Consider the following 12802-nt stretch of genomic DNA (forward strand, 5'->3'; position numbering starts at 1 on the left):
CGGGCCGCCGCCTCTCTCAAGAAACTAGGTTTACAACGGCGCGAGCGGCCGCGCATCCACCGCGTCGCCATCGACGATGAAGTGACCGCCCGCCACATGGTGCAGCGTGCGCAGGTCGTCATGCCCCGTGAAGTTCCAGCGCCCGTCGGCAAACACGCGCGAGTCGGCCTGCGCGGCGATCACCTCGCCCAGGAACAGGTCGTAGCTTTGCTGAATGTGCGGCTCCGGCAGCAGCCGGCACTCGAGCCACGCCACGCAGCCTTCCAGCAAGGGCGCCGTACCGGCGGTGCCCGCAAAAGTCTGCAGCCCGTAGGCCGCGAACTTGTCCCGCCCGTCGCGCTCGACGATCTCGCGGCCCGAGCTGTTGCCCAGCGCTTCCGTCAGGTCGAGCTGGGCGCGCGCGGGCACTTGCAGCGCGAAGGTGCCCGCACCTTCGAGCAGCTTGCGGGTCCAGGTGCTCTTGTCGAGCACCACGGCCACCTTGGGCGGATCGAAGTCCAGAGGCATCGCCCAGGCCGCGGCCATGATGTTGCGCTGCCCGCCGTGCGCCACGCTCACGAGAACGGTGGGGCCGTGGTTGATCAGGCGGTAGGCCTTGGCCAGGGGGACTGGTCGGCGGTGAATGGCGTTCATGAAGATTGTCGAAGAAAGGAAGGTCGAGTCGCGGCAAGCGACCCACGAAGACGGACATTCGTCATCTTCGTGCCAGAAGTGCGCGGTGCGACACCATTTCACCGCCGCGTGCTGCAAGTGGGCCAAAGCTCGCATCTTTCGACACGGAAGCAACGCAAGTGCGCAAGATCCGATGCGCCGGGTCGGCGTCGTCCCGCGGGTGCCAAGCCTGCAGCACTCGCTCGGCAGGAACCGTAACAGGCAGCTTGAAAATCTCCAAGCCGAGCCCATCCGCCACGGTTCGAGCCAACGATTCCGGCACACAGGCGACCAATGCCGAACGTGCGACTGCCATCAATGCACCGTAGCCACTGGGCACAGTCAATGCAATTTGTCTCGCAACGCCTATCTCGGCCAGAAGTCGGTCGACAGACTCCTTCGCCATGCCACGTTGGATGACAGCCACGTGTTGCTGGGCGGCGAAACGCTTTGGCGTAATGCGTGCCTTCAGCAGTTCATGTTCCGCCCGGACCACGCCGACAATCCGTTGTTCATAGAGCAGAGAACTCAGGACTTCGGGGCCCTTGTCGAACAAGGTCCCTACGTCCAGATCGATCCTGCCTTCGCGCAGCGCCATCGCATCGCTATTGCTTTCGGGAACGAAGCGCAGCCGCGCCAAAGGAATGTCTTTCCGAAGTGCAGCAAGCAATGTGGCGCCATAGACAATTCCCATCCCCTCGGGCGCCCGCACCGTGAACTCGCGCTCCACACGCGCCAGCGGTACGCCGCCATCCGGTTGCATCAACATTCTCGCTTCGGCGATCAGGCGGCGCACCGGCTCGCGCAAGGCATCCGCCCTTGGCGTCGGAATCAGCTTGCGGCCGGCTCTCACAAGAATTGGATCGCCGAGTGCGTCCCGGATGCGGGCCAGCGTATGGCTCATGGCGGGAGCACTCAGATGCATGCGCTGCGCGGCCCCCGCCACACTTCCTGCGCCCAGCAGTGCGTCGAGTGCGGCAAGTAGATTGAGATCCAATGAGTTCATTTTGTGCAGCTTAAGCATGAGAACAATGCACTGTACAGATTCGAAACCCTGGCTGACACTTCGCGCCCCAAAGCACGGAGACCCTTGTGAACCCTTCAGATGCCAGCCGCACCGCCGTTGCCACCTCGCTGATGCGAGCACTTCATACGCGGGGCGACCCAGTTCCGCTGTTGAACGATCCATGGGGCGACCGCCTGATTCCTGACGCGGTGCGAATAGCCCTGCGCGAGCGGGCATTGCAGAGCGTGGATGCATCCAGGCGCTTCGAAGCCGCAGAAGCGCCCGACAAGATTCTCGACGCCGCGCTGCGCGCCAACCCTGCATATGCGGACGTAATCTTACGAAGCCGCTACACCGAGGATGCACTGAAGGCCGCCGTTGCACAGGGCGTCGCACAGTACGTGATCATCGGTGCGGGTTTCGACAGCTTCATCTGCCGCCGTCCAGCTTGGGCCGAAGGGCTGACGATCTATGAGGTCGACCACCCCGCGACCCAGCGCATGAAGCGACAGTGCTTGCAGAGATGCGGGGTTCCCGAATCCGCCGACGTACATTTCGTCGAGGCCGACCTGGCCGTCGAAACGCTGGGATCGGCCCTGGGGCGATCCTCTTTCCAAACCATGCAGCCGACCTTCTTCTCGTGGCTCGGGGTCACCATGTATCTGACGCGGGAGGCTAACCTCGCCACTCTCCGCGCGATCGCTTCATATGCCCCGGCCGGAAGCGAACTGGTTTTCACCTATGTGGACGAGGCTATCTTGTGTGACGCCGATCACGAGGAAGTCGAAAGCTTCCGCAGATTGAGAAGCAAGGTGGCCTCCGTCGGCGAAGCGTTCCTCTCGGGTTTTGACCCGGCTACCTTGAAGGCAGTGCTGCTTGATGCTGGTTTGCTGCTGGTGGAGGACTTCGATGGCGACCATGCGCTCGCACGCTATGACGCGGCAGGGACTAGCGGCTTGCAGCCGGCCCGGGCCGCGCACATCGCGCACGCCCGCCTTGTCAGCGGTGCGATGTCCGCCCTCTGAATCCGCACGAGGCCCTATCAGGCGCACCGCGGTGCGGGGCGCTCCAGACCGATCCCGCCGACGGAGAAAACATTTGTTCAGAGTACCGATTGCCCTGCGACAAATTGAGAGCGTGCCCAAGTGCACAGGGCATCGGGTGCTCCGCGCAGCGAAATAAAGGAGGAGCCGAAGGCGGGGGACATTCGCGGAGGGGAGTACCCGGTGGCCTGTGCACGCGCCCTGAACAGCAGCGCAAACAACAACGCCACCCCGAACAAGTCCACCCTACCCCCCGCGGCTAAGCATCCGCCCCGCCCGAGCCAGCACTTTCGCCTCGGCGCCACCGCCGCGATACGCGAGCACCCCATTCACGAACACCCGCTCCACGCCCAAGCTCACGCCGTGCGGCTTGTCATAGGTGGCAGTGTCGGCAATGGTCTCCGGATCGAACACCACCACGTCGGCCATCGCACCCACGCGCAGCAACCCGCGGTCGGCGATGCGCAGATTGCGCGCCGTCATGCCCGTCATCTTGTGCACGGCCTGCTCCAGCGTGAACAGGCGGCGCTGGCGCCAGTAGCGCGCGAACACGCGCGGGAAGGCGCCCCACAGGCGCGGATGCGGATGGCGGTCGTGCGGCAGGCCGTCGCTGCCGATCATGGTGAGCGGATGCGCAATGACGCGCTCCACGTCTTCTTCCTGCATCTGGAAATAGCAGGCGCCGCCGGGCTTCAGGCGCAGGCAGGCCTCCTGTTCGGTGGTGCCCCACTCGCGCGCAATGTCGGAGATGAGGCGGCCGGTCATCTCGGGATGCGGGTCGGACCAGGTCAGCAGCACGTCGATGACGCCATCGACCAGGTCTTCGCGCAGCACGGTGGAGCCGGCCACATAGGGGTACACGTCCATCGAAATTTTCTGCCGCTCCGCCAGCGCCTCGATCAGCGGCAGCGTTTCCTTCGTGCGGCCCCAGTTGGCTGGGCCGGCGCACTTGTGGTGCGAGATGACGAGCGGCACGCCGGCGCTGAAGGCCGTGTCGCCCGCTTCATGCAGCGCCTCGATGATCTGCTGCATCTCGCTGCGCAGATGCGTTGCGTAGACGCCGCCATGCCTTGCGACGACATGGGCGAGCGCCGTGACTTCCTCTGCGGGAGCGGCAAACGCTTCTTCATAGAACAGCCCCGACGACATGCCATGCGCACCCTCGGCCATGCTGCTGTCGAGCAGCGCCGCCATGCGCGCCAGCTCGTCGGCGCTCGCGGGGCGGTCCAGTGCTTCCATCGCCGCAAAACGCAGAGTGGTGTGGCCCACCAGCGCCGCAACGTTCAGCGCAGGCTGTGTTGCATCGACAGCCGCGCGGTACTCGGCCATGGTGGCGTGCTTGAACGACTCCGCACCCAGCAGCGTGAGCGGCGGCTTGGACTGCGGCGTGCGGTACGGCGCGAGCGAAATGCCGCAGTTGCCTGTGACAACGGTGGTGATGCCCTGCGATACCTTGGGCAGGCAGAGCGGGTCGCGCAGCACGATGGCGTCGTCGTGCGTGTGCGCGTCGATGAAGCCGGGGGCTATCACCTTCTTTCGGCAGTCGGCGATCTCGATGTCGGCCAGGGTGATGCCTTCGGGCAGCCGCTCGCGCAGGCCTTCGCCGAGCGCAACGATTCGATCGCCCTGCAGCAGCACGTCACCAGTCCATGAAGGCCCGCCCGAGCCGTCGACCACAAGGCCGGCTTCGAGCAATACGGCTTTGGCTTCTCCACTCACGATGCGCGGCCCCCTGTGTTGATGCCGCCGCCGTCCCAGCTTTGCAGCGGGTGCGTGGCGGCGTCGATGCCGTGGCGCTGAAAGGCTTCGCGCGCGCGCTGCAGGCGCTGCACCGCGGGCTCGCCGCGCCGCTGCGCCACCAGCACCGTGAGAATCTCGATGGCGGTGAGATGCGTCAGGTAGGCATCGATGCCCACGTGCATCACCGCGTCGTCGGGCACGGAAAGGCCCAGCAGAAAGTCGGCCTTGGCCGCCAGCGCGGTGTCCGGCCGCGTGAGCGCGACCACCTTGGCGCCCTGCCCGCGCGCGATGTCCACCGCATCGAGCAGCGAAGGCATGCCGCCCACGTGCGAAATGGCGATGACCACGCCGCCCGGCCGCTGCGCGGCACCCGCCACCTGCTGCAGGTGGTAGTCGGCCCAGGCATTGGCCGAAAGGCCGAGCCTGAAGAGCCGTGCCTGCAGGTCGTTGGCCATGAACCACGAAGTGGCGCCCGCACCGTACAAGTCGACATGCGGTGCGGCCGCAATGGCGGCTACCGCTCCTTCGAGCACCTGCATGTCGAGCTGCCCACGCACGCCCGAGACCGAGGCCGCCGCGCTGCGCGCGATCTTGCTGACGACTTCATCGGCTGCGTCCTCGATGTTCACGCGCCGGTGCAGCGGCGAGCCGCCCAGCGCGAGCTCTTGCGCGAGCGCAAGCTTGAACTCGCGCAATCCGGCGAAGCCCAGGTCGCGGCAGGTGCGCATGATGGTGGGCACCGAGCTGCCCGAGCGCTCGGCCAGCTGCTCGAAGCTTTCCTCGAGCGCGCGGTCGGGGTCTTCGAGGATCAGGTCGAGAATCGCGCGGCGCGTGGCAGGCGCGCTGCTGCGGATCTCGCCGATCTTCTGAAGCAATGAAGGAGTCATCGGTTGGCGTGGCTCAGAAGTGCATGGCGACGGCGTCGCTCACGCGGTAGTTCTCTTCGACCACCGGCATCCAGTGCCATTTGTCGAAGGTGGTGCAGGGGTGCGAAATGCCCAGGCCGACGCGGTCGCCCACCACGGGTGCCTGCGCTTCTTCGGAAGCGTCCCAGCGCAGGTAGGCGTGCTGGTCATTCAGCGCGGTGATCTTCCAGCCGGCGGGCACGGCCTGCGCCTCGAGCATGCCGCGGGGCGCGCGTGCGATCGGCACCGGCATCGAGAGATCGAAGGAAATGTCGCGCTTGCCGACTGCAAGAATCGCCAGGCCCGCTTCGGGCCGCGACTGCACCGTGGCCCACACCTCCATGGCGGGGCGCAGGCTCTCGCCGCAGTCACAGCCCAGCCGCTCGTCGACCGCGCTCACCATGCGCTTGTAGAAGCCGTGGTCGTGCGTGACATAGCAGCCCGAACGCAACAGGCCGCGAACGGGCGAACCCAGCGCGGGCTTCAGCCGGCCGGCCACCAGGTCGAAGATGGCCGAGCCGCCGGCGGAGACCAGCACCTCGGGGGTTTCGAACAGCTGCTGCGTGTCGCAATGGCGCGCAATGGCTTCCACGCGGTCCATCAGCGCGGTGGCGTAGGCCCTGTCGGGTTCGCTGGCGCCGGTGGCGCCCTGCCCTTCGTAGGTTTCGATGCCCACGAGCTTGACCGCATCGCTGGCGCGCAGCCGGGTGGCGAGCGCCACGGCTTCTTCGTGCGTACGGCAGCCGGTGCGTGCCCCTTCGACACCGATCTCGACCATGACCTCGAAAGGCACGCTTGCCGGATGGCGTTTCGCCCAGTCGTCGATCAGCGCAAGCTGCGCGAGCGAATCGACCAGGAACACGATGCGCAGGTCGACATGCGCCTGCAGCAGCAGCTGGATGCCGCCCAGGTCTTCGTCGCTGACCACCTGGTTGGCGATGAGCGTGCGGCGCGCGCCGGCCGCCACGCCCACCGCGAGCTGCGTCACCGTGGCAAAGGTCAGGCCCCAGGCGCCGGCATCGAGCTGGCGCTGGAAGAGTTGCGGCGACATGGTGGTCTTGCCGTGCGGCGCCAGGTCGATGCCCCACTCGCGCACGCGCGACTGCATCCAGGCCAGGTTGTGCTCGAGCGCCTCGCGCTTGAGCACGGCCAGCGGCAGCGGCAGGTCGCCCGCGAGCACGTTCCAGCCCGCGGCGCCAACCTCGCTGCGGCGACGCGGCGGCTGGGTGCGCGGGTAGCCCTTGAAGCTGCTGCCCAGCAGCGGGTCGTTGAAATCGTTGTTGTCGGTGGCGGCGGTGATGTCGGTCATGGTCATGCGGCGATGTTGGAGAGCAGCTCTTTGCGGATGCAAGCGCTGTAGTGTCCGACGGAAATCTCATCGAGCGGCGGCACGGTCTGCGCGCAGGCCTCGATGGCGTGGGGGCAGCGGGTGCGGAACACGCAGCCCGATGGCGGCGAGATGGGGCTGGGAATGTCGCCCTTGAGGGCGATGCGCTCGGTAGCCAGCGTCGGGTCGGGCTTAGGGCTCGCGGCCAGCAGCGCCTGCGTGTAGGGGTGCGAAGGCCGCGCAAACAGCTCGTCGGTGGTGGCCACCTCCATCACCTTGCCAAGGTAGAGCACCACGACGCGATCGCACAGGTACTCGACCACGTCGAGGTCATGCGAGATGAAAAGCATGGTCAGCCCAAGCCGCTCGCGCAGGTCGGCCAGCAGGTTGATGACCTGCGACTGGATCGACACGTCCAGCGCCGACAGCGGCTCGTCGGCCACGATGAACTCGGGCTCCACGGCAAGCGCGCGCGCCACGCCGATGCGCTGGCGCTGCCCGCCCGAGAACTCGTGCGGAAAGCGGCTCGCATGCTCGGCGCGCAGGCCCACGGTTTCGAGCAGCTCGGCAATGCGCTTGTCGCGCGCGGTGGCGCCCTTGTGCAAGCCGTGCGTGGACAGCGCCTCGCCGAGGATGGCGCTGATGCGCATCTTCGGGTTCAGGCTTGCATACGGGTCCTGGAAAATGATTTGCAGCTTGCTGCGCAGCTTGCGCATGCGCTCGCCCGAGAGTGCGCCGATGTCGTCGCCGCGGTAGAGCACCTGGCCATCGGTGCGCTCTACGAGCCGCAGCACGGTGCGGCCGATGGTGCTCTTGCCCGAGCCCGATTCACCGACGAGGCCCAGTGTCTCGCCGGGATGGATGGCGAACGACACATCGTCGACAGCGCGCACCGGGCGGTCGCTGCTGCCGAAGTATTTTTTGAGGCTGCGGACTTCGATGAGGGGGACGGCGGTGGTCATGAGGATGCTGTATTGGCTCCTTCTCCCGCTTGCGGGAGAAGGCGGGGGATGAGGGTGCGTGCCAAGGCCATAGGGGTCACCCTCACCCCAGCCCTCTCCCGCACGCGGGAGAGGGGGCAAGACGGGGACAGCGGGCGCCTCATGCGACCCTCGCGAGTTGGGCATCCGGTTGCACGCGAATACAGCGCGCCTGCCGATCCTGGCGGATATCGATCAACGGCGGAATCGCTTCCCTGCAACCCGGCAGCGCATGGTCGCAGCGCGGCTCGAAAGCGCAGCCCGGCGGCGGCGCGAGCGGGCTCGACACCTGCCCGCGGATCGCGAACAGCCGCTTCGGCTTGGGCTGCCCCGGCAGGCGCGCCTTGCCCGGAAGACAGGCCAGGAGCCCCTGGGTGTACGGATGCTCAGGCTGCGCGAACAGCGGCCGCACGGGCGCGCTTTCGACCACGCGGCCCGCATAGAGCACCACCACGTCGTCCGCATGGTGCGCGACCACGCCAAGGTTATGCGTGATGAACAGGATGCTCATGCCCGTCTCGGCCTGCAGCCGGCGCATGAGCTCGAGGATCTGCGCCTGGATGGTCACGTCAAGCGCGGTGGTGGGCTCGTCGGCAATCAGCAGCGTCGGGTCGCAGGCCATGGCCAGCGCAATCATCACGCGCTGGCGCATGCCGCCCGAGAGCTGGTGCGGGTACTCGTGAATGCGCTGCGCCGCGGCCGGTATTTCAACCAGCTCCAGCATGCGCAGCGCGTGGGCCATGGCCGCCTTGCGGTCGAGCCCCTTGTGCAGCCGCACGCTCTCGGCAATCTGCTCGCCGATGGTGAAGACCGGGTTCAGGCTGGTCATCGGCTCCTGGAAGATCATCGACAGCTGGTTGCCACGCAGGCTGCGCATTTCGCGCTCGCCGATCTGCAGCAGGTCGAGCGACTTGCCTTCGCGCGTGACGAAAGAAGCCGAGCCGCTGACCTGCGCGTTCGCGGTCTTGGGCAAGAGGCGCATCAGCGTGAGGCTGGTCACCGACTTGCCCGAACCCGATTCGCCCACCAGCGCCGTCGTCTTGCCGGGCTGGATCGAGAAGCTCACGTCGGCCACCGAGCGGATGAGGCCGTCTTCGGTGGGAAAGCTGGTGCTCAGGTTGCTGACCTGGAGACGCGGTGAATTCGTAGTGGTCGTCATCACAGCGTCTTCTTGAGCTTGGGGTCGAGCAGGTCGCGCACGCCGTCACCCAGCAACTGCAGCGACAGCGCGGTGAAGATGATGGCAAGCCCCGGAAACAGCACCACCCAGAAGGCCTGGTGCGCATACTGCTGGCTGCCCGCAACCATGGTGCCCCAGGTCGGAATTTCAGGCGGCACGCCGACGCCGAGAAACGAGAGCCCCGCCTCGGCCAGGATGGCGTAGGCAAAGATGAACGACACCTGCACGAGGATCGGCGACATCAGGTTGGGCAGGATGTGCCGCCACAGGATGCGCGAGGTGCGCACGCCCAGCGCGCGCACCGCTTCGACGAACAGCAGCTCTCGCACCACCAATGTCGAGGCCCGCACCACCCGTGCCACACGCGGCGTGTACACCAGCACCAGCGCAAGCACGGTGTTGATGAGCGAAGGGCCGAGTATCGCGACGAGCGCGATGGCCAGGAGGATGTCGGGGAACGACATCATCGCGTCCACCACGCGCATCAGCGGCGCGTCGAGGCGGCGAAAAAAACCGGCCATGAGACCCAGCACGGTGCCGGCGACGACTGCGCCGAGCGCGGTGAGCGCCGCAATCGCCAGCGAGTAGCGCGCACCGTGCACGATGCGCGAGTACATGTCGCGGCCCAGTTCATCGGTGCCCAGCAGGTGCTCTGCACTCGGCCCCTTCAGGCGTTGCAGCACGGCCGTGTCGTTGGGATCGATGGAGGCGAACAACGGCGCGCCGATGGCCATGACCGCGATGACCAGCAGCACCAGCGCGGAGACCATCACGATGCGGCGGTGCATCAGCTGGCGGAGCATTCGGGGCATTTGCATGTTGTTGTTCTCTCAAACCTTCACGCGCGGATCGACCACCGCATACAGCAGGTCGATGGAGAAATTGATCAGCACGTAGATACCCGCAATCACGAGCAGCGCGCCCTGGATCACCGGATAGTCGCGCCGCAGCACCGCGCTCACCACCAGGTTGCCGACACCCGGCAGGCCGAACACGGTTTCGGTGATGACGGCGCCGCCGATCATCAGCGCAACCGTGAGGCCGATCACCGTGACGATGGGCACCAATGCATTGCGCAGCGCATGCTTGAGCACAACCGTGCTTTCGCTCAGGCCCTTGGAGCGCGCGGTGCGCACATAGTCTTCGCCGAGCACGTCGAGCATCGAAGCGCGCGTGAAGCGGATGATGAGCGCCGAGTTCAAAAGGCCGAGCACCGTGGCCGGCAGCACCAGCGCATGCAGCCGCTCTGCAAACGGCGCATCGGGCGCGCCGTAGCCTGATACCGGAAACCAGCCGAAGGACACGGCAAAGATCTGGATCAGCACGATGCCGAGCCAGAAGCTAGGAATGCTGGCACCCAGCATCGCGATGCCGGTGAACAGCTGGTCGACCACGCGCCCGCGGAACACCGCCGAGACAATGCCGCAGGGCACGCCGATCAGCGCCGCAATGGCCACGGCCATGAGCGCGAGCAGCGTGGTCGGCTCGGCGCGCTCCCACAGCGCCTGCGTGACGGGCCGCTGCAGGAAGATGGAGGTGCCGAGGTTGCCCTGCAGTACCTCGCGAAGCCAGTAGCCGAACTGCACGGGCAGCGGCTTGTCCAGGCCGTATTCCTTCTGCACGCGCGCAATGTCGGCGGCCGTGGCCTGGTCGCCCAGCAGCACCGAGACCGGGTCGCCCGAAGCCGCGCGCGTGAGCACGAAGACGAGCACCGCCACGATGGCAAGCACCACCAGCATGCCGGCGGCGCGGGAAGCGATGTAGCGGATCATGGGGTGCAGTCTTGTCGAGCCGATGCGAAAGCGGAAGGCGCCATTACTTGATCCGGGCGTTCCAGAAGAACGGCCAGGTGGCCGGCTGGTAGTTGTCCAGCGCCGGGCTCTTGGCCGAGAGGCCGTTGAACTTGCCTACGTTGATGTACGGCACTTCTTCGTAGACCACCTGCTGCACCTTGCCCCACAGCGCGCCGCGCTTGGCGGGGTCGCTTTCGACGTTGAAGGCCTGCAGCGCCGCCTTCTTGGCGGGCGTGTCCCACCAGCCGGGCGCGCCGTCACCGAGCTGCGGCGGGGAAAGCATCGGCTCTGGAAACTGGCCCGAGTGGGTAACGTAGATGTCCCAGAGCTTGGGGTCGTTGCGGCGCTGCACCAGCGTGGCCCAGTCGACCACGTTGAGATCGACCTTGAACCCGGCGCGCTTGAGCTGCTCGGCCATCAGGAGCGACATGTTGTAGTGAAAGTCGTACTGGCGGCTGGTGAGCACGCGGACCGGCTCGCCTTTGTAGCCGGCCTTGGCCGCGGCCTCCTTGGCCTTGGGCGCGTTGCGTTCGTTGTACAGCGTGGCGCCGGCTGCCGAATAGAACGGCGAGCCCTTCGGAAAGTGGTTGCCCTCGGCCACGAAGAAGCGCGTGTCGCCAAAGCCGGCCGCGAGCATCTCGCCCTCGCCCAGCGCCGTTTGAATGGCCTGGCGGATGGCCTGGTTGGAGGCAACGCCTTCCTTGGTGTTGAGCACCAGGTACGGAAAGCCGAACGACGGCGTCATGATCGGCACGGTCTTGCCGCCAGCCTTCTCCAGCCGGGGCAGCGCCTCCACGGGCAGCAGGTCGGCAAAGTCGTACTGGCCGGCCAGGGCGCCTTCGACGCGCGTGCTGGCGTTGGGCACCGGCACGAAGCGCAGTTCTTCAATCGCTGCTTCGCGCTTGCCGCCGTAGCCGTTCGCGGGCTCCTTGCGCGCGGTGTATTTGTCGAAGCGCGTGAGCAGCACGAACTGGTCGGGCCGGCGCTCCTTGAACTTGTAGGGACCGGTGCCGACGAACTCCTTCAGCGGCGAGGCGATGGAGTCCTTGGCCATGATGGCGGCCATGCCGCTCGGCAGCGCAAGCTGCGACAGCAGCGGCGCATACGGCGCCTTCAGCACGATCTCCACGCCCAGCGGGCCCTTGGCCTTGAGGCTCTCGACTTCCTTGCCCACGGCCTTGCCGCGCGGCGACTGGTCCATCCAGCGCTGCAGGCTGGCCACCACGTCGTCGGCCGTGAGTTCGCGGCCGTTGTGCAGCATCACGCCCTTGCGCAGGGTAATGGCGTAGGTCTTGCCGTCGGCGGAGATCTTGGGGCTGCTCTCGGCCAGCATCGGCACCACGTTCCACTTGGCGTCGAAGGTGTAGAGCGTTTCATACACGTGCTGCATGATGGTTCCGACCAGGTCGGCGGTCGACGCCATCGGGTCGAGCGTCTGCGGCTCGGCCACCATGGCCAGCGTGGCAAAGTTGCGCGGCCCCTGGGCCTGCGCCTGCTGTTGGGGCAGCGCGGCGCACAGCAGCGCGAGCAGGGAAGCACCCAGCAGGCTGCGCTTGGACAGGTGCGGCAGGCGCTGGACAAGACCGGCGTGAGGCATGGGGAACTCCTTCATGGGGCGGGCAGGGTTTGAAAGAAATTTTCTTTTCGGCCCGGACTTTGAAGCAGTATTCATGCCAAATCATCCGTGTTAACCCTTGTTTGAAGGTTTTTCTGAAACTAATTTTCAGATTGGATCGATACTTGCGATCCTCTTTTCTTCTTTCTCACTTCAGGAGTTTTCCCATGCCGCTCGAATACCTCGGCGCCCCGCCCGTCGCCTCGGACCGCCAGGCCCGCCCCTTCTCCCCGGCAGTGCGCGCGGGCGATTTCATCTACGTGTCGGGCCAGGTTCCCGCCAATGCAGAAGGCGAAATCGTGGTGGGCGGCATCGAGGCGCAGACGCGCCAGGTGATGGAAAACCTGAAGAAGGTGCTCGCACTGGCCGGCGCCACGCTCGACGACGTGTGCAAGAGCACCGTGTGGCTGCAGGACGCGCGCGACTTTGGTGCCTTCAACCGCATCTACATGAGCTATTTCGGTGAAAACAAGCCGGCGCGCTCGACCACCGAGGCGCGCCTGATGGTCGACGCCAAGGTAGAGATCGACGTGGTGGCCTACAAGCCCAAGTAAGCGGCGCC

12 protein-coding genes are annotated in these 12802 nt (G+C 66.2%); 2 read left to right on the top strand and 10 right to left on the bottom strand.

Annotated features, from left to right (window positions below; all coding sequences use genetic code 11):
* Nucleotides 1-30 precede the first annotated feature (30 nt).
* Nucleotides 31-633 (bottom strand): flavin reductase family protein, encoded by a 603-nt coding sequence (locus V9L21_RS00080; protein ID WP_337308215.1) that lies wholly within the window; start codon nucleotides 631-633, stop codon nucleotides 31-33.
* Between the two features lie 61 nt (nucleotides 634-694).
* Complete coding sequence (locus V9L21_RS00085; RefSeq protein ID WP_337308216.1) at nucleotides 695-1657, bottom strand: LysR family transcriptional regulator; 963 nt, start codon at nucleotides 1655-1657, stop codon at nucleotides 695-697.
* Nucleotides 1658-1743: 86 nt separating this feature from the next.
* Between V9L21_RS00085 and V9L21_RS00090 the strand changes: the two genes are divergently transcribed.
* A complete protein-coding gene (locus tag V9L21_RS00090; RefSeq protein ID WP_337308217.1) occupies nucleotides 1744-2682 on the top strand; it encodes a class I SAM-dependent methyltransferase in 939 nt (312 codons plus the stop codon).
* Between the two features lie 264 nt (nucleotides 2683-2946).
* On the opposite strand, the gene V9L21_RS00095 is transcribed toward V9L21_RS00090, so the two are convergent.
* From V9L21_RS00095 to V9L21_RS00130, 8 genes are all read right to left on the bottom strand, one after another.
* A complete protein-coding gene (locus tag V9L21_RS00095; RefSeq protein ID WP_337308218.1) occupies nucleotides 2947-4419 on the bottom strand; it encodes an N-acyl-D-amino-acid deacylase family protein in 1473 nt (490 codons plus the stop codon).
* A complete protein-coding gene (locus V9L21_RS00100; RefSeq protein ID WP_126745587.1) occupies nucleotides 4416-5327 on the bottom strand; it encodes a MurR/RpiR family transcriptional regulator in 912 nt (303 codons plus the stop codon). Before V9L21_RS00100 ends, V9L21_RS00095 begins: the two co-directional genes overlap by 4 nt.
* Before the next feature lie 13 nt (nucleotides 5328-5340).
* Nucleotides 5341-6660 (bottom strand): amino acid deaminase, encoded by a 1320-nt coding sequence (locus V9L21_RS00105; protein ID WP_443304483.1) that lies wholly within the window; start codon nucleotides 6658-6660, stop codon nucleotides 5341-5343.
* Nucleotides 6657-7634 (bottom strand): ABC transporter ATP-binding protein, encoded by a 978-nt coding sequence (locus V9L21_RS00110; protein WP_337308219.1) that lies wholly within the window; start codon nucleotides 7632-7634, stop codon nucleotides 6657-6659. The genes V9L21_RS00105 and V9L21_RS00110 overlap by 4 nt, the downstream gene beginning before the upstream one ends.
* A 139-nt stretch (nucleotides 7635-7773) precedes the next feature.
* The gene (locus V9L21_RS00115) at nucleotides 7774-8811 is read right to left on the bottom strand and encodes an ABC transporter ATP-binding protein (protein WP_337308220.1); all 1038 of its coding nucleotides are present in this window, start codon (nucleotides 8809-8811) and stop codon (nucleotides 7774-7776) included.
* Nucleotides 8811-9650 (bottom strand): ABC transporter permease, encoded by an 840-nt coding sequence (locus V9L21_RS00120; RefSeq protein ID WP_126745583.1) that lies wholly within the window; start codon nucleotides 9648-9650, stop codon nucleotides 8811-8813. Before V9L21_RS00120 ends, V9L21_RS00115 begins: the two co-directional genes overlap by 1 nt.
* A gap of 12 nt (nucleotides 9651-9662) precedes the next feature.
* Nucleotides 9663-10604, bottom strand: a complete 942-nt coding sequence (locus V9L21_RS00125) for an ABC transporter permease (protein ID WP_337308221.1) — start codon at nucleotides 10602-10604, stop codon at nucleotides 9663-9665.
* Nucleotides 10605-10647: 43 nt separating this feature from the next.
* Nucleotides 10648-12222 (bottom strand): ABC transporter substrate-binding protein, encoded by a 1575-nt coding sequence (locus V9L21_RS00130; RefSeq protein ID WP_337308222.1) that lies wholly within the window; start codon nucleotides 12220-12222, stop codon nucleotides 10648-10650.
* Between the two features lie 185 nt (nucleotides 12223-12407).
* On the opposite strand from V9L21_RS00130, the gene V9L21_RS00135 reads away from it, so the two are divergent.
* The gene (locus V9L21_RS00135; RefSeq protein WP_055803740.1) at nucleotides 12408-12794 is read left to right on the top strand and encodes a RidA family protein; all 387 of its coding nucleotides are present in this window, start codon (nucleotides 12408-12410) and stop codon (nucleotides 12792-12794) included.
* Nucleotides 12795-12802: the final 8 nt, after the last annotated feature.

This window comes from Variovorax sp. CCNWLW235 (assembly GCF_037204085.1).
Taxonomy (GTDB): Bacteria; Pseudomonadota; Gammaproteobacteria; order Burkholderiales; family Burkholderiaceae_C; genus Variovorax.

Bases quoted from the DNA above. Each gene is read 5' to 3' on its own strand.
- V9L21_RS00080 (WP_337308215.1), bottom strand. From the start codon at position 633: ATGAACGCCATTCACCGCCGACCAGTCCCCCTGGCCAAGGCCTACCGC.
- V9L21_RS00085 (WP_337308216.1), bottom strand. From the start codon at position 1,657: ATGAACTCATTGGATCTCAATCTACTTGCCGCACTCGACGCACTGCTG.
- V9L21_RS00100 (WP_126745587.1), bottom strand. From the start codon at position 5,327: ATGACTCCTTCATTGCTTCAGAAGATCGGCGAGATCCGCAGCAGCGCG.
- V9L21_RS00105 (WP_443304483.1), bottom strand. From the start codon at position 6,660: ATGACCATGACCGACATCACCGCCGCCACCGACAACAACGATTTCAAC.
- V9L21_RS00110 (WP_337308219.1), bottom strand. From the start codon at position 7,634: ATGACCACCGCCGTCCCCCTCATCGAAGTCCGCAGCCTCAAAAAATAC.
- V9L21_RS00115 (WP_337308220.1), bottom strand. From the start codon at position 8,811: ATGACGACCACTACGAATTCACCGCGTCTCCAGGTCAGCAACCTGAGC.
- V9L21_RS00120 (WP_126745583.1), bottom strand. From the start codon at position 9,650: ATGCAAATGCCCCGAATGCTCCGCCAGCTGATGCACCGCCGCATCGTG.
- V9L21_RS00125 (WP_337308221.1), bottom strand. From the start codon at position 10,604: ATGATCCGCTACATCGCTTCCCGCGCCGCCGGCATGCTGGTGGTGCTT.
- V9L21_RS00130 (WP_337308222.1), bottom strand. From the start codon at position 12,222: ATGCCTCACGCCGGTCTTGTCCAGCGCCTGCCGCACCTGTCCAAGCGC.
- V9L21_RS00135 (WP_055803740.1), top strand. From the start codon at position 12,408: ATGCCGCTCGAATACCTCGGCGCCCCGCCCGTCGCCTCGGACCGCCAG.